The sequence below is a fragment of the Streptomyces sp. NBC_01197 genome (assembly GCF_036010505.1).
In the GTDB taxonomy this organism is placed as follows: Bacteria; Actinomycetota; Actinomycetes; order Streptomycetales; family Streptomycetaceae; genus Streptomyces.
In genome coordinates this window covers 983,487-1,000,514 of record NZ_CP108569.1, presented here as the reverse complement: position 1 = coordinate 1,000,514, position 17,028 = coordinate 983,487, and the positions used below count along the sequence as shown (strand labels likewise).

Here is a 17,028-nt window from a genome sequence, read left to right as displayed (position 1 = left end):
AAAGGTCTCCTGAGGGTCGGCGAGAGCGGAGGTGCGGCCATGCAGCGGACGGTTCCGGAGAGCCGCGGGCCTGTCCGCTACGGGCCGCCCACCCCCGGACCCGGACTGCCGGTGCTTCCCGAACTGGCCGCCGCGCTCACCGGCGCCGCCTTCCGTACCGACCCAGAGCCGCCCGGCGGCGGGCCCGCGCTGCGGGCGGCGGCCGCCGGATACTGGACCCGCCGCGGACTCGGCTGCGTCCCGGGTGACACGGTCGCCGTCGGCGGCGCCCAGTCACTGCTCCTCGCGCTCCTCGCCGCGGACGGCGGCGACCTGATGCTGCCCCGCCCGTGCCCCGCCTGGTGGATACCGCAGGCACGTCTCGTCGGGCGGTCCGCGTACCCGGTGCCCACCCCGGCGGAGTGCGGCGGGGTGCCCGATCCGTACGCGCTCCTGGAGACCGTACGCAGAGTGCGCGCCGAAGGCGGCAACCCCCGGCTGCTGCTGCTCTCCGTCGCCGACGACCCCACCGCGACCGCCGCCCCGCCCGAGCTGCTGCACGAGGCCTGCGAGGCCGCACTCTCCGAGGGGCTGCACATCATCAGCGACGAGACCTGGCGCGACACCAGGCACCGTCCCGACGAGACCGTGCTGCTCAGCCCGGCCGAGATGTGCCCTGACGAGGTGACCGTCCTGTCCGACCTGGCGGGTTCGCTGACCCCGACGGCCTGGCCGGTGGCCGTCGCCCGGTTCCCCTCCACCGCGGACGGGGCCGCCCGGCGCGCCAGAACGCTGGACGTGCTCACCGCGATCGGGGCGCCGGTGTCCGCACCGGTCGCCGCTGCGGCGGCCTGCGCGCTGGGTGAACCGGCGGCCGTACGGGAACGGTCTGCGCGGGCGAACCGTCTGCATGCCCGGGTGGCCGCCGCGGCGCACCACGCGGTGCTCGCAGCGGGCGCGCTCGCCAGGCCCCCGCAGGCCGGGCGCCACCTGTACGCGGATCTGGACCCGCTGCGCTCCGGCCTCGCGGCCCTCGGAGTCACCGACGCGATGGAACTGGAGGACTACCTCGGGCAGCGGATCGGCGCACCGGCACCCGGAGGCCACCGCTTCGGTGACGATCCGGCCGCCCTGCGGGTGAGGTTCGCGACGGGTCCGCTCGTCGGATCAACCCCCCAGGAGCGTCTGGAGTCTCTCAACTCGGCGGAGCCACTCGAACTGCCCCATGTGGCCCGCGCGTTGAGGACCTTTGCGACGGCCCTGGAGCAACTGCGATGAACGACTCACCGCCACCGGACGGAGCCCTTCGATGACGGAACAGACCGAGAGCTCCCTCACCGAGCCGCAGCCACCACAGCCACAGCCGCAGGCCCGGACCGGGCCCCGGCCCCGGGCCGGGCAGCAAGTCCCTGCCGCGGGGAAGACCCAGATCCGGCCGCACACCCGGACCAGGCCCCGCACCCGCGCCCCCGGCATCCTGCGACCGCCCGGCGAGATCAGGCTCTGGCCCAAGTCCTTCGCCGACCGGCTCACCGCCCCGCTGCCCGGCGTCAGTGCGATGGCCAGGCTGGCCCGCGAACGTGCCGTGCGGCCACGCTCCGACGGGCTGCGCGACATCCCGCTGCTGCCGTATGCCCCCGCCCCGCTTCCTGAGACCGACGCCACCACCATCGCCGTCACCTGGGTGGGACACGCCAGCTGGGTGGTGCGCATCGGCGGTCTCACCGTCCTCACCGACCCGGTCTGGTCGCGCAGGATCCTCGGCACGCCCGCCCGGGTCACCCCGGTCGGGGTCCGCTGGGCCGATCTGCCGAAGATCGACGCCGTGGTCATCAGCCACAACCACTACGACCACCTGGACGCCCCCACGGTCAAGCGGCTGCCGCGCGACACCCCGCTCTTCGTCCCGGCCGGGCTCGCCCGCTGGTTCCGGCGCCGCCGGTTCACCCACGTGATTGAGCTCGACTGGTGGGAGTCGGCCGAGACCGGCGGTGTCCGCTTCGACTTCGTGCCCGCCCACCACTGGTCCAAGCGCACCCTCACCGACACCTGCCGCTCACTCTGGGGCGGCTGGGTCCTCACCGACCAGCGGGGGCAGCGGGTGTACTTCGCGGGTGACACCGGATACGGCCACTGGTTCGGGGAGATCGGCCACCGCCACCCGGGCATCGATCTGGCGCTGCTGCCGATCGGGGCTTACGAACCGCGCTGGATGCTCGGGCCGGTGCACACCGACCCGGAGGAGGCGGTCGCGGCCTGCGAGGATCTGGGCGCGCGCCGGATGGCGCCGATGCACTGGGGGGCGTTCCTGCTCTCCGCCGAGCCGGTCCTCGAACCGCTCACCCGGGTCAGGGCGGCCTGGGAACTGGCGGGCCGCCCGCGCGACGAGCTCTGGGACCTGCCGGTCGGCGGGTCCAGGGTGCTCCAGGAGGTGCCCGCCGCCGAGTGACCGGCCACGGGCGCCCGGCCGTGCGGCCCTTCAGTATCCGGCCGGGCGCACCAGGCCCGTCTCGTACGCGAAGACCGCGGCCTGGGTCCGGTCGCGCAGGCCCAGCTTGACCAGGATCCGGCTCACATGGGTCTTCACGGTCTGCTCCGCCACCACCAGCTGCCCGGCGATCTCCGCGTTGGACAGCCCCTGGGCGATGAGGGAGAGGACCTCGGTCTCGCGCTCGGTCAGATCGCCGGCCCGGCCCTTCGGCGCGCTGCGGGTGGAGCTGGTCACCCGGGAGAACTCGGCGATGAGGCGTTTGGTGATGTTCGGGGCGAGCAGCGCGTCACCGGCGGCCACCACCCGTACGGCACGGGCGAGTTCGTCCGCCGACGCGTCCTTCAGGAGGAAGCCCGCAGCGCCCGCGCGGAGCGCCTCGTACACGTACTCGTCCAGATCGAAGGTCGTCAGCACCAGGACCCGCACGGCCCCGCCGCCGGGGCCGGTGATCCGGCGGGTGGCCTCGATGCCGCCGAGTCCGGGCATCCGGATGTCCATCAGGACGACGTCCGGGGCGAGTTCGGCGACCCGGGCGATGGCGTCGAGGCCGTCGACGGCCTGGCCGACGACCTCGATGTCCGGCTCCGCGTTGAGCAGCACCGTGAAACCCTGGCGGACCATCATCTGGTCGTCGGCAATCAGCACCCGGATGGTCATGAGGGCCCCTCCAGGGGAAGTATCGCCGCCACCTCGTAACCGCCACCGGGGGTCGGCCCGTCGGCGAAGTCGCCGCCCAGCATGGCGGCGCGCTCGCGCATACCCAGCAGCCCGTGGCCGACGCCGGGTGCGGTCGCGGGTGCGGGCTTTCCGGCCGGTGCGGTGTTGGTGACCCGTACGCCGACGGCGGACGACCGGTACGCGATCTCCACCTGTACCTCCGCTCCGGGCGCGTGGCGCAGCACATTGCTGAGCGCTTCCTGAACGATACGGAACGCCGTGAGACCGACACCCGGCGGCAGGGCGTACGGGAGCCCGGTGGTCTCCGCGGTGACGGTGAGTCCGGCGTTGCGCACCCGGCCGAGGAGCGCGTCCAGCTGGTCCAGGGTGGGCTGCGGCGCGTGCCGCAGGCTGTCGTCCGACGCGTCGTCGGAGCGCAGCACCCCCAGGACGCGGCGCAGTTCGGTGAGCGCGGTCACGGCGTTCTCGCGGATGCCCGCCAGGTTCTCCCGCAGCTCGTCCGACGGGTTCTCGACCAGATGGGGGGCGACCTGCGCCTGGATGGAGATGACCGACATGTGGTGCGCCACGACGTCGTGCAGCTCGCGGGCGATCCGGTTCCGCTCCTCCAGGAGGGTGCGCAGGGTCCGCTCCTCGGCCGTGAGTTCGGCCTGGGCGTCGGTCTCCCTGCGGGCCTTCCGCAGGCCGCGCAGCGAGGAGGCGACCACCACGACGGCGAGCAGGACGGGGACCGCGCGGTCGAGGTCGAAGTCGTGCGGCCGCGAGGTGAGGACGGTGCAGGCCGCTCCGGCGAGCAGCGTGACCACCAGCGCCCCGCCCGCCCGCCGGGGCCGTACCCGCAACGCCAGCAGGAACAGCGTCCCGCCGGTAAGGAACATCCCGGGAACGGTCCATGGGTAGGGCACATTGGCGCCGAGCCCCGGCTCGGTGAGGCCGACGGTGGCGATCAGCAGGCCGGTCGACGCCCACCAGGCGGCCACGGGGCGGAACATCCCGGCGGCGAGCGCCACCCCCTGGGCGAGGCCCAGCAGCACGGTGAACCCGGGTATGTCACCGCCGTTGCCCGGCGCAAGACTGTTGGCCTGCATCAGGGCGAGCAGCACCGCGCACAGGACCAGGGGAACCGCCAGCGCCGGCCGCCAGGACGCACGGCCGGACCGCTCCCTGACTGGGTCGGCCGGGTCCGTCAGATCGTGCAGCAGGGCGCGCGGAGCGCGGCGCAGGGCTGCCCCCGCCCGTTCCCGGCTCCACCGGGGCGGCTCCTGCTGTGTCATCCGGTCCGCCTCAGGCATGGTCATGATGTGTCTCCCCCCGTGGGGCGGGCGCCCCGGTCCTTACGACCCTGCTGTGCCCGCGCCGCCCCTGCTCGTACGTGTGGAACGCGGCCCAGCACACCAGCAGCGCCACGGCGAACACCGGCAGCCAGGCCGGCCGGGCGAGCACCCAGCCCCAGCCGTCCGGGACGGTGTGCAGGCCCGGCAGTGCCCGGCCGGTGAGCATACCGACGGCGGTGACCGCCATCATCGCGGTCTGGTGCCAGAGGAAGACCGTCATCGCGGAGAGATTGACCAGCGCCACCGAGGCCCAGGCGGCCGGTCGCGCCAGCGCCCGGCGCAACGGGCCGAGCAGCAGCAGAGCGGCTCCGCACTGGGCGAGACCGAAGGTGACGGCGGCGAGGGTGGGCGGGTCGAGGTTCGATATCCGGGAGCCCGGCACCCCGACCATGGACGCCGGGTATCCCGCCCACAGGACGAGCCCCGCGGTTACCGCGGCGCCGCCCAGCAGCAGCGTCCAGGCAGTACGGCGGTCCTTGAGCGCGCCGCGCGCCCAGGCCGTGCCCACGCAGTACGGAACGAGCCAGCCCGCCGCCACATTGACCCAGCCGAGCCAGGACGGCCCGCCGAGGCCGAAGCGGATCAGGTCGACATGCAGCACGACGGCGATCGGCCACAGCGGGTGCAAGCGGGTGACCAGCGGTGTCGCCGCGGTGAGCCCCGCGAAGACCAGCAGGAACCAGAGCGGCGACAGCACCAGTTCGATCAGCGTGCGCACGGTCTCCGGGCCGGTGCCCGACACGAGCATCACAGCAGCCGCCACGGTCCACACCACCAGTACGGCGGCGACCGGCCGGCCCAGCCGCACCAGCCGGGCCCCGAGCCACTGCTGGTAGGTGACGCCCTGGCCCCGGGCCGTCGCGTAACTCACCGCGCCCACCTGACCACCCACCAGGAAGAAGACCGCCAGGGTCTGGAACAGCCAGGAGACCGGGGTGAGTTCGGGCATGTACCGAAGCGGGCTCGCGCCGTGCACCGTGCCGCTGTCGGTGACCAGGGCCGTCACCAGCCAGTGGCCGAGCACCACACCGAGGATGGCGAGGGCGCGCAGCGCGTCGACGGCCCGGTCACGGCCGGGCGGGGTCGCGGACTCGATCCGCCGGACCAGATCACGCATGGCGGACCACCCCGGAAGGGGTCTGCCCCGAGACGATCCGGGCGAGATTCGCGAGCGACAGCGAACCGGGTTTCAGATAGTCGCTGTGGCCGCCGCCGCCCGCGTCGAACACCCGGGCGCCGAAGCCCGCCGCGACCGGGTCGGCGCCGAGCCCGACGGTGACGAACGGCAGCGGGATCCGTATGTGGGGGACGTCGGCGATCCAGTCGCCGCCGCCCCGGGCCGCCCAGACGGTGGCCCGGGTGTGCATGGCGGCGGCGCTGCCGCGCCCGGCGCCCGGGCTGCCGTACAGCACGATGCCGGCCACGTCGAGACCGGAGGCGGCCCGTCCGCAGACCACCGAACCGTAGGAGTGGCAGAGCAGCGAGATCCGGGCGGCCGGCGTGGCCCCGCCCAACTCCCGTACGAAGCGGCGCAGTACGGGCGCCGCTTCGTCCGCGCGGTCGGTGGTCAGGACGGTGGGGCTCACTGTGGCGGGTGTCGCGTACCCGAGCCAGGCCACCACGGCCGCCCCGCCGCCCAACTGCCGTTGCAGCGCCTCCGCACCGGCCAGCAGCCGTCCGTACTGGTCGAGTCCGGTGTCGGAACCCGGGACCAGTACGGCGATCCGCCGGGCCCGCGACAGGTCGCCGAAGACCTCGGCGGTGCGCCCGCCGTCGCGCCCGTCGAAGGCGAGGAAGTGGCGCCCCGGCCCTGCCATGACACGCAGCGACCCGGCGCGCTCGGTGTCGCCGTCGGCCAGGGCGGTACGCGCCGCAGCCCTGATGTCGGCGCGGGTCCCGGCGTACCGCACGGCGAGGGCCGCCGGGGCCACGGACCGCAGCGGGGCCAGGGCGGTGGGCGCGGGTGCGGTGACGGCCGCCGGGCGGGCCGCGCCCGACACCGGCACGGCCACCGAAGCGGTGACGAGTGCGGTGAGCAGGGCGCGGCGCAGTCGGATGCTGTGCGGGCGGGACGCCATGGATGGTCCTTCCGTACCGGATGGCTTCGTACTTCCGGTACCGAAGTTATGGATCAGCCTGCCTGGCCGGCGTCCCGCTGCGGAGCGAACCTCCCGCGTCACTCCCAAGTACTACGGGTAGGGGTGGGGCAGTGCGAACGGGGCCCGGCAGGAGGGGAGTTGGCGGGCCCTGGGGGAGAGATCAGCGGGGCGCGGGCGAACCGGTGCCCGTCCTGAGCCTGCGCCACGCGGCGGGCGCCCCGCTCACCAGCAGGGTGAGTACGACCGCCACGACCACGCCCTTCCAGGGCTCGTCGAAGAGCGAGCCGCCGAGTATGCCGATGAGCTGGTAGGCGGCGGCCCAGGCGAGACAGGCCGGGATGTCGCCGCGGGCGAACCTGCGCAGCGGCATCTCGCCGAGCAGACAGGCCAGCATCACCGGGATCCGCCCGGCCGGGACCAGCCGGGAGAGCACGAGCACCGACTTGCTGTGCTGGTCGAGCTGGCCCTGCGCCTTCGCCAGACGCGCCTGCGGGACCCGGTTGCGCAGCGCCTCCAGCCAGCGCGAGCCGTTCTTGGAGTGCACACCGCGCCGGCCGAGCCAGTACAGCGCGATGTCCCCGATGAAGGCGGCGGACGACGCCACCGCGAACACGAAGAGGAGCGCCGGCGGATCGGTCTGGTGGAAGGCGACCACGGCCGCGGAACTCACCAGCGCGCCTGTGGGCACCACCGGCACCAGGGACCCCAGGGCCACCAGCAGGAACAGGGACGGATAACCGACGGCCTGCTGAGTGGACTCCGGTGGGATCTGGCTCACCAGTGCGGGTATCACCCGGCCACCTCCGGCCGCACCAGTTCACCGTGGCTGAGCCGGTACACGGAGACCTCGGGCGCCAGCAGCGCCGCCTGCCGTACGAACTCGTCGCCCGGCGTGTGGAATTCATGCGGGCGCACACCGTCCATCCCGACCGGCCAGTACGTGCCGTAGTGCACCGGCACGGCGGAGCGCGGCCGCAGGACTGCCAGCGCCTCGGCGGCCCGCCGGGCGTCCAGATGTTCCTGTCCGAGGAAGGGACCCCAGCCGCCCACCGGAAGCAGCGCCACGTCGATGTCGCCCACGGACTCGGCCATCGCGTCGAACAGGCCGGTGTCCCCGGCGAAGTAGGTCCGCGCCTCACCGCTGACGACGAAGCCGAGCGCGGGCGCGCGCTGCGGGCCGAAGGGCATCCGGCGGCCGTCGTGGCGCGCGGGCACCGCGCGGACGACCAGATCGGCGACCCGCACCTCGTCGCCCGCCCGGACCTCGGTGATGTCCAGGCCGAGCCGCCGCAGCCCCGGCACGGCGCGGACCGCGCCGCGCGGCACGATCAGCGTGGTGCCCGGCGTGAGGCGGGCCAGCGACGGCAGATGCAGATGGTCGGCGTGCAGATGCGAGATGAGCACGGCCCGGGCGGCGGCGGCTCTGGGCGGCGGCACCGCGCCGCGGCGGCGGCGGAGATGGGCCAGCCGGTGCGTGAACAGCGGGTCGGTCAGCACCCGGACCCCGGAGTCCTCGACCGTACACGTGGCATGTCCCCACCAGGTCACATCGACCGGCACCTGCCGCCTCCTCACCTCTGGTCACGTCGGTACGCGTCGGTTCGTATCGGATCGCGTCCGGTTCCACGCGACTCTATGCGCCCCGCTCCCGGGACAACGTGTCACGTCTGTCCCGGCCCACGGTGGGTAGCGATCAGGCGAAACGGGAGGAGGCTCCGTGACCCTGTACTCGGTGCAGTGTCCGCGCTGCGGAGGTGTCCTCGCCGTCACGCAGGACGGCTGGAAGATCTGCCACTCCTGCGGCTACTCGTCACCGCCCTGACTTCACAGGCCTGACGTTTCGGCCCTGGTTTGGCCGCCGTCGTCCCCGCTGTGACGCACGTCACGGTGGTGGCTCCGGCCCCCGCTCCTGCCGCCCGGCGGCCGTGACCGTCGCCGGGCCACCGTCAGATCCTGTGAAAAGCTGACCGACGGGCCCACCCGGGGCCCCGCAGGACGTGAGGTGGGAGAGGCGTGGCCGCAGGGCGATGGCGCAGGGCGGGCAGCGCTCTGTTCCGGGTGATCGTGGTGTGGGCCGTGTCCACACTGACCATGCTGGCGCTCGCCGGGATCCTGCCGGACTTCCGGCTGGAGTCCGCCAACGGCGACAGCGCCACCACGGTGGCCATCACCGCCGGGTGGGGCGCCGCGGCCTTCGGCCTGCTCAGCGCGCTGGTGTGGCCCATGGTGGTGCGCGCGCTGCTGCTGGTCCCGGCCCTCGTCCTCGGCCTGCTGGTCTTCTTCCTCAACGGCTCGCTCCTCCTTGTCGCCCTGGACCTGATCCCGAACGGCAGGGGAGCGTCCAACCCCGAGACCGCCGTCGTGGTCGCCGCCGTGATGTCCGCCGTCGCCTCCGCCACCTCCACCGCTCTCGCGGTGCGCGACGACGAGGCGTACCGCCGCAGGCTCTCGCGGCTCGCCTCCCGCAGACGGCGCAGACGGGGCGAGGACACCGGGCGGGGCGGACCGCACGGCACGGTCTTCCTCCAGCTCGACGGGGTCGGCCACGCGGCGCTGCTGCGCGCCGTCCACGACGGACTGATGCCCACCGTCGCCGGATGGATCGGCTCCACCCACCGGCTCCACGCCTGGCGCACCGACTGGTCCAGCCAGACCGGCGCCAGCCAGCTGGGCATCCTGCACGGCTCCAACCACGACATCCCCGCCTTCCGCTGGTACGAGAAGGAGACCGGCGATGTGATGGTCTGCAACCGGCCGGCCAGCGCTGCGGAGCTCCAGCGCCGGGCGGTCGCGCGCACCGGCGACGGCGGGCTGCTCAGCCTGGACGGCGCCAGCCGCGGCAATCTCTTCAGCGGCGGCGCCGACGAACTGGCCCTGGTCCTCTCGGTCGCCGCACGGCGGGACCGCGACCACCGGTCCCGGGCCGGATACTTCGCGTACTTCTCCGACCCGGCCAACGCCGTCCGTACCGCACTCTCGTTCTTCGCCGAGGTCGGCCGCGAGATCGGTGAGTCGACGCGGGCCCGCGCCCGGAAGGAGGAGCCGCGGATCAAGCGCGGTGGCCTCTACCCGTTCATCAGGGCCTTCGCGACCGTGGTGGAGCGGGACGTGGTGGTGTCCGCGGTGATAGGTGACATGTTCGCCGGGCGGACCGCGGTCTACGCCGACCTGGTGGCGTACGACGAGGTGGCGCACCACAGCGGGCCGCACAGCAGGGATGCGGCGAAGGTGCTCGCGCGGCTCGACCGTTCGCTGGCGCTGATCGCGAAGGCGGAGGACCACGCACCGCGCCCATACCGCATCGTGCTCCTCTCCGACCACGGGCAGAGCCCGGGGCAGACCTTCGAGGGCGCGTACGGGCTGACGCTCAAGGACCTGGTGCGGGCGGGCTGCGGGCTGCCGGTCCCGCGCCGGGCGCAGCGTACGAGGAGCGGCTCGGAGGCGCGGGCCGCGGTCCGCGTGGTGCTGCGCCGGCCGGTGCCGGCCGGCGACGAGACCCCGCCGGACCCCGGCTCGGAGCCGGTCGTGCTGGCCTCCGGGAACCTCGGGCTGATCTCCTTCCCCGGCGCGCCCGGCCGTATGACGCGCGAGCAGCTGGACCGCCGCCACCCGGCGCTGCTGCCCACCCTGGCCAACCACCCGGGCATCGGTTTCCTGCTCCTGGCGAGCGAGGACCACGGCTCGGTGGTGCTCGGGCGGGGCGGCGCCGAAGTGCCCGTCGCCCTGCTGGCCGACGGCGAGGGGCCGCTCGCGGGCTTCGGGCCGGGTGCGGCCGACGCCGTACGCAGGACCGACGGGTTCCCGCATGTCGCCGATGTCATGGTCAATTCGATGTACGACCCGCAGACCGGTGCCGTGCACGCCTTCGAGGGGCAGATCGGCTCGCACGGCGGCCTCGGCGGCGAGCAGTCGGCGCCCTTCCTGCTGGCGCCACTCGATCTCTCGGCGCCGGTGGACGAGGGACAGCAGCTGGTCGGCGCCGAGCAGGTGCACGGCGTCCTGCGGCGCTGGCTGACCGAGTGCCAGGGTCCCCAGGTCCCCCTCGGGGCAGCGGTCCATGTGCCGGAGGGCGCCGGGCCCGACGCCACGGCCTGAGCCCGCCCGGCTCCGGACGCAGGCGGTGCCGGCAGCATCCGCTCCGGTGCCGGGCCCCGGCTCGCGGGACCGGCACCGGCAGCGGTTCAGCCGTTCAGAGTTTCAGCCGGTGATGATCGCCGGGTCGCTCACACCGGGCCTGCCGTTCTCGACATGTCCGGCCAGCCGGCGCAGATACGCGCCGTCCTGGTCCGAGACCACCGTCAGGTCGTACCACTGCCGGGTGGCGCGCAGGTCCACCGCGTACACCACGGTCTTCCCCGTGCGGACCGTGAAGGTCTCGCTCTTCCCGCCGTACGCGTTGGTGACCGTGAGGTGGCAGTCGGCGCTGCCCGCGTTGGTCATCGTCAGCTCGACCGAGCCGTCGGTGGCCTGGTGACGGGCGGTCACCTCGGGGCCTGCGGTGGTACCGGGCCCCTTGAAGGTGCGCAGGAAGCCGTTCGGACCGAACACGGACAGATCGTAGGAGCCCTTGGAGTACGACGTGTTCCAGGTGTCCGAGAGCTGCTTGCCCGCCTCGGCGGTGTACGTCCACGGACCGTCGCCGCGGTTGGCCGATGTCACCGTGAAGCAGGCTCCGGCGTCCGCGCCCCCGCTGAACGTGAGCGTGAACTTCCCGTCGGCCGGCGCCGCCTTCCCGTCCACCAGCGGCGCGTAGCGCAGCGGACGGGACGGCCGCGACCCAGCCTCCTGCTTGGGCAGCGCCGGGTCCGCGGGCGCCTTGGGTACGTAACTGTCGTGCCGCTTCTTGTCCGGCGGCTGGAAACCGTCGGTGTCCGGCAGCGTGGCGGGCTTCGTGTCCTGCAGACCGAAGTCGAAGGCCGACGTCAGGTCACCGCAGATGGCACGCCGCCAGGGCGAGATGTTCGGCTCGGCCACCCCGAAGCGGCGCTCCATGAAGCGGATGACCGAGGTGTGGTCGAAGACCTCGGAGCACACGTAACCACCGGTGCTCCAAGGGGAGACGACGGTCATCGGGACGCGCTGGCCGAGGCCGTAGGGCCCCGCGCCGTAACTCGCGTCGCCGGGGAAGTAGTCGAGTGAGGTGTCCACCGTGGATGCGCCCCGGTCGGCGGAGGCGGGCGGGAACGGCGGGAGGGCGTGGTCGAAGTAGCCGTCGTTCTCGTCGTAGGTGACGAAGAGCGCCGTCTTGCTCCACACCTCCGGGTTCGAGGTCAGCGCGTCCAGCACCTGCGAGACGTACCAGGCCCCGTAGTTGGCAGGCCAGTTGGGGTGCTCGGAGAAGGCTTCGGGGGCGGCGATCCAGGAGACCTGGGGGAGCTTGTCCGCCTTCACGTCGGCCCTGAGTATGTCGAAGAAGCCGTCGCCGTTCTTGGCGTTGGTCCCGGTGCGCGCCTTGTCGTACAGCGGGTCACCAGGCTTCGCGTTGCGGTACTTGTTGAAGTACAGGAGCGAGTTGTCGCCGTAGTTGCCGCGGTACGCGTCGTCGATCCAGCCCCAGGAGCCGGCCGCGTCCAGTCCGTCGCCGGTGTCCTGGTAGATCTTCCAGGAGACCCCGGACTCCTCCAGGCGCTCGGGGTAGGTCGTCCAGTCGTATCCGGCCTCGGCGTTGCCGAGTACCGGACCGCCGCCCTTGCCGTCGTTGCCGACGTGACCTGACCACAGGTAGTAGCGGTTGGGGTCGGTGGCGCCCATGAACGACGAGTGGTAGGCGTCGCACACCGTGAACGCGTCGGCCAGCGCGTAGTGGAACGGGATGTCCTTGCGGGTCAGATGGGCCATCGTGCCCGCGGACTTGGCTGGAATCCACTGGTCGTACTTGCCCTGGTTCCAGGCCTTGTGGCCGCCCGCCCAGTCGTGGTCGAGGCCGGCGATGAACTTCATGCCGAGGTCCTCGGCGTCCGGGTGGTAGGGCAGGACGTCCTTGGTGCCGTCCGACTGGTACCAGACCGGCTTGCCGCCCACGGGCGTCACCGGACGGGGGTCACCGAAGCCGCGTACCCCCTTCATGGACCCGAAGTAATGGTCGAACGAACGATTCTCCTGCATGAGGACGACGATGTGCTCGACGTCCTTGATCGTTCCCGAGAGCCGCTTCGCGGGGATGGCGGCGGCGCGGTCGATGCTGTTCGACAGGGCCGAGAAGCCGGCGGTCGCGCCCGCGATCTGGAGGAAGCGGCGCCGATTGAACTGAGGCATGTGTGGGGGAACCTCTCGCGGTGTGAGGGGACTATCCAGCCGAGTCTTCCCAGATGAGGGGGTGAAAGGGAAGGGGGAATGACGCGCGAGTGACGGAACACGGCACACGAGGCGAACAACCAGGCCGATTTCAGACACCGGCGCCTTCACACCGTCGGCGCCTCCGCCGGCTTCGGCTCGATGAAGACCATCGGTACCTCATTGCTCCGCACCAGCCGCCCCAGCACCGCCGCCAGCCGGTCGCGCTCCGCAGGGCCTATTCCGTCGGCCAGGGCCTCCATCCGCGCGCTCGCGCCGGCGTAGAAGTCGCCGGACACCCTGGCGCCCTCGGGGGACAGCGCGACCCGTACCGCACGCCTGTCCAGCGGATCCGGCTCCCGGCACACGAGCCCGCGCCGCTCGGCCCGGTCGACGAGACCGGTCAGGCTGGACTTCTCCAGGCCCAGCATGGTGCTCAACTCCCCCATGCCGCGCGGCTGAGCCATCAGCACGCAGATCAACTGGGCCTGCTGTACTGGCAGTCCGTACTCCCGGCTGGCTTCCGTGTACACGGCCTGCACCAGGAACGACGTCCGCACCAGCGCGGCCGCCATCCCCATCGGCTCCTCACCCTTGATCATCGCCATCGGGTCAGCATAGGGTGGACGGTTCGCATGGCGAACCATTCCGGACGGGCGCGCCCCGCCCCGCCCGTCCGCCGCCCGCGTTGCGGTGGCGCACCGGGCGCGCGAAGGTCGGAAGGGCGAGTACGAGGAGGACCCACCCATGCCCATCGCCACGGTGAACCCCACCACCGGTGAAACGCTCCAGACCTTCGAGGCGCTGGGCGCCGAGGAGATCGAACGCCGCATCGCGGCCGCCCACGACACCTTCCGTGAGTACCGCACCACGGAGTTCGCCGAGCGGGCCCGGCTGCTGAACCGTGCCGCCGATCTGCTGGAGAGCGAGCAGAAGGACATCGCGCGCACGATGACCACCGAGATGGGCAAGCCGGTCGCCGCAGCCCGCGCCGAGGCCGCCAAGTGCGCCAAGGCGATGCGCTGGTACGCCAGGCACGCGGCCGAGCTGCTGGCCGACGAGCATCCGTCCCGGGCCGACGCCGAGGACTCCGGCGCCGCCCGCGCGTACATCCGCTACCGCCCGCTGGGCGTCGTGCTGGCCGTCATGCCGTGGAACTTCCCCCTCTGGCAGGTCGTACGGTTCGCCGCGCCCACCCTGATGGCGGGCAACACGGGCCTGCTCAAGCACGCTTCGAACGTGCCGCAGACCGCTCTCTACCTGGGGGAACTCTTCGAGCGGGCCGGATTCCCGAAGGGCTGCTTCCAGACCCTGCTGATCGGCTCCGGCGCGGTCGAGGCGATCCTGCGCGACCCCCGGGTGGCTGCGGCGACCCTCACCGGCAGCGAACCGGCCGGCCGCTCGGTCGCGGCCGTCGCGGGCGACGAGGTCAAGAAGACCGTACTGGAGCTGGGCGGCAGTGATCCGTACATCGTGATGCCGTCGGCCGACATCGGGCGGGCCGCGCGGACCGCGGTGACAGCCCGGGTGCAGAACAACGGGCAGTCCTGCATCGCCGCCAAGCGCTTCATCGTCCATACGGATGTCTACGACACGTTCATGGAGGAGTTCACCACCCGGATGGCCGCACTGACGGTCGGCGACCCGCTGGACGAGTCGACCGATGTCGGACCGCTCGCCACCGAGCAGGGCCGCAGCGATCTGGAGGAGCTGGTGGACGACGCCGTACGCAAGGGAGCGACCGCGCTGTGCGGCGGCGGTCGGCCGGAGGGGGCCGACCGCGGCTGGTTCTACTCGCCCACCGTCCTGATGGGCATCACCAGCGATATGCGGATCCACCACGAGGAGGCGTTCGGCCCGGTGGCCACCCTCTACCGGGTGGCGAGCGCCGAGGAAGCGGTACGGGTGGCCAACGACACACCGTTCGGCTTGAGTTCCAACGTCTGGACCCGGGAAGAGGACGAAGTGGAACTGTTCGTACGGGATCTCGAAGCAGGGGGTGTCTTCTTCAACGGCATGACCGCCTCCCACCCGGCCCTGCCCTTCGGCGGTGCCAAGCGCTCGGGGTACGGGCGTGAGCTCTCCGGCCACGGCATCCGCGAGTTCTGCAACATCACCACCGTCTGGCACGGCGCCGACCCCGGCGAGTGACCCGGAGCCGGTCCCCGGGCAGTTCACGTACCCCGCCGATCCAGCAAGGAAAGTGAGCACGATGGCCGACACGGATAATCAGGACACGCTCGTCACGGTGGCGCTCACCGGCCACTCGGAGGAGGACGCGGCAACCGTCTTCGGCGCGCTGCGCTCGGCCTTCCCCTGTGACCGGGCCGCCGGGGACGCCCCGCAGCCGGAGGTGCCCGGCCGGGTGACCGTTTGGGCGGCGTCCTACGAGGTGCTGGACGCCGATCCGGGGAAGCTCGGCGCAGCCAGCCTGACGGCACCGGTCATGGCGACCGTGCAGGGCGGCTACCACGCGGTCGACCTGGTGCGGACCGCGCTGAGCACCGTGTTCGCCGTGGAGGAGCAGGGCGAGGCCCTCGGCGACCAGGAGAAGGAGCTGAACCTCCAGCTGGCGAACAGGTAGTCCGCCGGACCGCACCGGTCATCCGGTGCGGTCCGGCTTGAACTGTTCCAGACCGGCGTGACCGGTTCGAGCACCTCGGGAGGTGGCAGAATTAAAGGGGAGGAGGCGCAAATGGAATACGTTATGCAGGCCCATCTCCAGGAGGGTTCGTCCCCCAGGGACGAGCACCCCAGGGTGCAGTGGTGGCACATCGCGCACATCAGTGAGACGACCGCCCTGTGCGGGCGGGAGCTGGACCCGGCCGCACCCAAACAGTCGACGGACGTCTGGGGGACCCCCGAGAGCCAGCCTTTCTGCCACAGCTGCGGCGCCCTGTATCTGCGGCAGGTGCCCTAGCGGTCAGACCCCGGCGGTCAGGCCCTGGCCCGGGCGCTCAGGCCGCCAGTGACCGCAGATAGGCGACCGTCGCGGGATCGGCTGGGAGGAATGTCTCGATCGCCAGCTCGGCCACCGTCACGTCCATCGGTGTGTTGAAGGTGGAGATGGACGAAAGAAAAGAAAGCACCCGCCCGTCGTGTTCGATCTCCAGCGGCAGCGCGAAACGCGGAGCGGACCCCGCGACCCGCTCCGACCGCCCCTCCGCCGGAGCGGGAAGCGGATAGGCGGCGACCTCCTCGTACAGCTCACGCAGCGAATCCGAACGGGCGGGCGCCATCTGGCGTTCCATCTGGTGCAGCAGATGCCCCCGCCACTCCCGGAGATTGCGGATGCGGGGCGCGAGCCCGGAAGGGTGCAGCGTGAGCCGCATCGCGTTCAGCGGGGGCGCGAGCAGCCGTTCGGGCACCCCCTCCAGCAGCATCGCGATACCGCGGTTGGCGGCGACGACGTCGTACCGTCCGTCGACCACCAGCGCCGGGTACGGCTCGTATCCCCGCAGAAGCTGGTTGATCCCCTCGTGCAGCGCCCCCATCGAAGGGTCGTCGAGCATCGTCTCCGTGTACCCCGGCGCGTAACCGGCCGAGAGCAGCAGGGCGTTGCGCTCCCGGACGGGCACGTCCAGGTGTTCGGCGAGACGCAGCACCATCTCCTTGCTGGGGCGGGCGCGGCCCGTCTCGATGAAGCTGATGTGGCGGGCCGACGAGTCGGCCCGCAGGGCCAGCTCCAGCTGACTGACCCGGCGCTGCCTGCGCCAGTCGCGCAGCAGTGGCCCCACTCCGGTGTCGGGAGCGACAGTTGTCATACCCAGACCGTAACGTCGTGCCGACAGCTTCCCGGAAGGAGTCCCGCACATGCCCGCAGAACCGCTGACGCGGAAAGAGACCGAGGACCGGCTGCGCGAGTTGCCCGGCTGGTCCCTGGACGGTGAACGGATCACGCGTTCCTACCGGCTTTCCGGACACTTCGCCGCCACCGCGATGGTCGTGCACATCGCGCAGATCCAGGAGGAGCTGGGCCACCACTCCGATCTGACCCTCGGGTACAGCACCGTGGCGCTGAGCGTGCACACGCATGACGCGGGCGGCGCGGTCACGGCCAAGGACTTCGAACTGGCCCGGCGGGTCGAGGAGGCCGCTCCGGGGCACGGCGCCGGCTGAGGGCGGCCCTCCCGCTGAGGACGTCTCCGCAGCCGCCCGCGTTCCGTCGGGCAGC

Annotated in this window: 16 protein-coding genes; 7 read left to right on the top strand and 9 right to left on the bottom strand. The window is 72.3% G+C overall.

Annotation, left to right across the window (positions count from 1 at the left end; all coding sequences use genetic code 11):
• The first annotated feature begins 39 nt into the window (after window positions 1-39).
• The gene (locus OG452_RS04470) at window positions 40-1,257 is read left to right on the top strand and encodes an aminotransferase class I/II-fold pyridoxal phosphate-dependent enzyme (protein ID WP_327294298.1); all 1,218 of its coding nucleotides are present in this window, start codon (window positions 40-42) and stop codon (window positions 1,255-1,257) included.
• 31 nt (window positions 1,258-1,288) lie between these two features.
• On the top strand, window positions 1,289-2,428 hold the full coding sequence (locus OG452_RS04465; protein WP_327294297.1) for an MBL fold metallo-hydrolase: 1,140 nt from the start codon (window positions 1,289-1,291) through the stop codon (window positions 2,426-2,428).
• Between the two features lie 30 nt (window positions 2,429-2,458).
• Here OG452_RS04465 and OG452_RS04460 read toward each other — a convergent pair whose 3' ends face one another.
• The 6 genes from OG452_RS04460 to OG452_RS04435 all read right to left on the bottom strand — a co-directional run bounded on the left by OG452_RS04460 (window position 2,459) and on the right by OG452_RS04435 (window position 8,141).
• Entirely contained in the window at window positions 2,459-3,127 is a 669-nt protein-coding gene (locus OG452_RS04460) for a response regulator transcription factor (protein ID WP_327294296.1), read from the bottom strand.
• Window positions 3,124-4,446, bottom strand: a complete 1,323-nt coding sequence (locus OG452_RS04455; protein WP_327294295.1) for a sensor histidine kinase — start codon at window positions 4,444-4,446, stop codon at window positions 3,124-3,126. The genes OG452_RS04460 and OG452_RS04455 overlap by 4 nt, the downstream gene beginning before the upstream one ends.
• Window positions 4,433-5,599, bottom strand: a complete 1,167-nt coding sequence (locus tag OG452_RS04450) for an acyltransferase family protein (protein ID WP_327294294.1) — start codon at window positions 5,597-5,599, stop codon at window positions 4,433-4,435. The genes OG452_RS04455 and OG452_RS04450 overlap by 14 nt, the downstream gene beginning before the upstream one ends.
• Window positions 5,592-6,560 (bottom strand): alpha/beta hydrolase, encoded by a 969-nt coding sequence (locus OG452_RS04445; RefSeq protein ID WP_327294293.1) that lies wholly within the window; start codon window positions 6,558-6,560, stop codon window positions 5,592-5,594. The genes OG452_RS04450 and OG452_RS04445 overlap by 8 nt, the downstream gene beginning before the upstream one ends.
• A 181-nt stretch (window positions 6,561-6,741) precedes the next feature.
• Window positions 6,742-7,359, bottom strand: a complete 618-nt coding sequence (locus OG452_RS04440; RefSeq protein ID WP_405564254.1) for a DedA family protein — start codon at window positions 7,357-7,359, stop codon at window positions 6,742-6,744.
• Window positions 7,360-7,370: 11 nt separating this feature from the next.
• Window positions 7,371-8,141 carry an MBL fold metallo-hydrolase gene (locus tag OG452_RS04435; protein WP_327294292.1) on the bottom strand — a complete coding sequence of 257 codons (771 nt, stop codon included), beginning with the start codon at window positions 8,139-8,141 and terminating at the stop codon, window positions 7,371-7,373.
• A 453-nt stretch (window positions 8,142-8,594) separates the two neighbouring features.
• Here OG452_RS04435 and OG452_RS04430 point away from each other — a divergent pair, with 453 nt between their 5' ends.
• The gene (locus OG452_RS04430) at window positions 8,595-10,676 is read left to right on the top strand and encodes a phage holin family protein (RefSeq protein WP_327294291.1); all 2,082 of its coding nucleotides are present in this window, start codon (window positions 8,595-8,597) and stop codon (window positions 10,674-10,676) included.
• A 102-nt stretch (window positions 10,677-10,778) separates the two neighbouring features.
• Here the strand turns inward: OG452_RS04430 and OG452_RS04425 are convergent, their stop codons facing one another.
• Both OG452_RS04425 and OG452_RS04420 read right to left on the bottom strand, forming a co-directional pair.
• A complete protein-coding gene (locus OG452_RS04425; RefSeq protein WP_327294290.1) occupies window positions 10,779-12,836 on the bottom strand; it encodes a phosphocholine-specific phospholipase C in 2,058 nt (685 codons plus the stop codon).
• Between the two features lie 146 nt (window positions 12,837-12,982).
• Window positions 12,983-13,462 carry a MarR family winged helix-turn-helix transcriptional regulator gene (locus OG452_RS04420; RefSeq protein ID WP_405564258.1) on the bottom strand — a complete coding sequence of 160 codons (480 nt, stop codon included), beginning with the start codon at window positions 13,460-13,462 and terminating at the stop codon, window positions 12,983-12,985.
• Between the two features lie 139 nt (window positions 13,463-13,601).
• Between OG452_RS04420 and OG452_RS04415 the strand changes: the two genes are divergently transcribed.
• The 3 genes from OG452_RS04415 (at window position 13,602) to OG452_RS04405 (ending at window position 15,774) form a co-directional block, all read left to right on the top strand.
• Window positions 13,602-15,005 (top strand): NADP-dependent succinic semialdehyde dehydrogenase, encoded by a 1,404-nt coding sequence (locus OG452_RS04415; protein WP_327294289.1) that lies wholly within the window; start codon window positions 13,602-13,604, stop codon window positions 15,003-15,005.
• Between the two features lie 61 nt (window positions 15,006-15,066).
• Entirely contained in the window at window positions 15,067-15,438 is a 372-nt protein-coding gene (locus OG452_RS04410) for a hypothetical protein (protein WP_327294288.1), read from the top strand.
• A gap of 111 nt (window positions 15,439-15,549) precedes the next feature.
• Window positions 15,550-15,774 carry a hypothetical protein gene (locus OG452_RS04405; protein ID WP_327294287.1) on the top strand — a complete coding sequence of 75 codons (225 nt, stop codon included), beginning with the start codon at window positions 15,550-15,552 and terminating at the stop codon, window positions 15,772-15,774.
• A gap of 37 nt (window positions 15,775-15,811) precedes the next feature.
• Here the strand turns inward: OG452_RS04405 and OG452_RS04400 are convergent, their stop codons facing one another.
• Window positions 15,812-16,618 carry a helix-turn-helix domain-containing protein gene (locus tag OG452_RS04400; protein WP_327294286.1) on the bottom strand — a complete coding sequence of 269 codons (807 nt, stop codon included), beginning with the start codon at window positions 16,616-16,618 and terminating at the stop codon, window positions 15,812-15,814.
• A 49-nt stretch (window positions 16,619-16,667) separates the two neighbouring features.
• On the opposite strand from OG452_RS04400, the gene OG452_RS04395 reads away from it, so the two are divergent.
• The gene (locus tag OG452_RS04395) at window positions 16,668-16,973 is read left to right on the top strand and encodes a 4a-hydroxytetrahydrobiopterin dehydratase (RefSeq protein ID WP_327294285.1); all 306 of its coding nucleotides are present in this window, start codon (window positions 16,668-16,670) and stop codon (window positions 16,971-16,973) included.
• Window positions 16,974-17,028 lie beyond the last annotated feature (55 nt).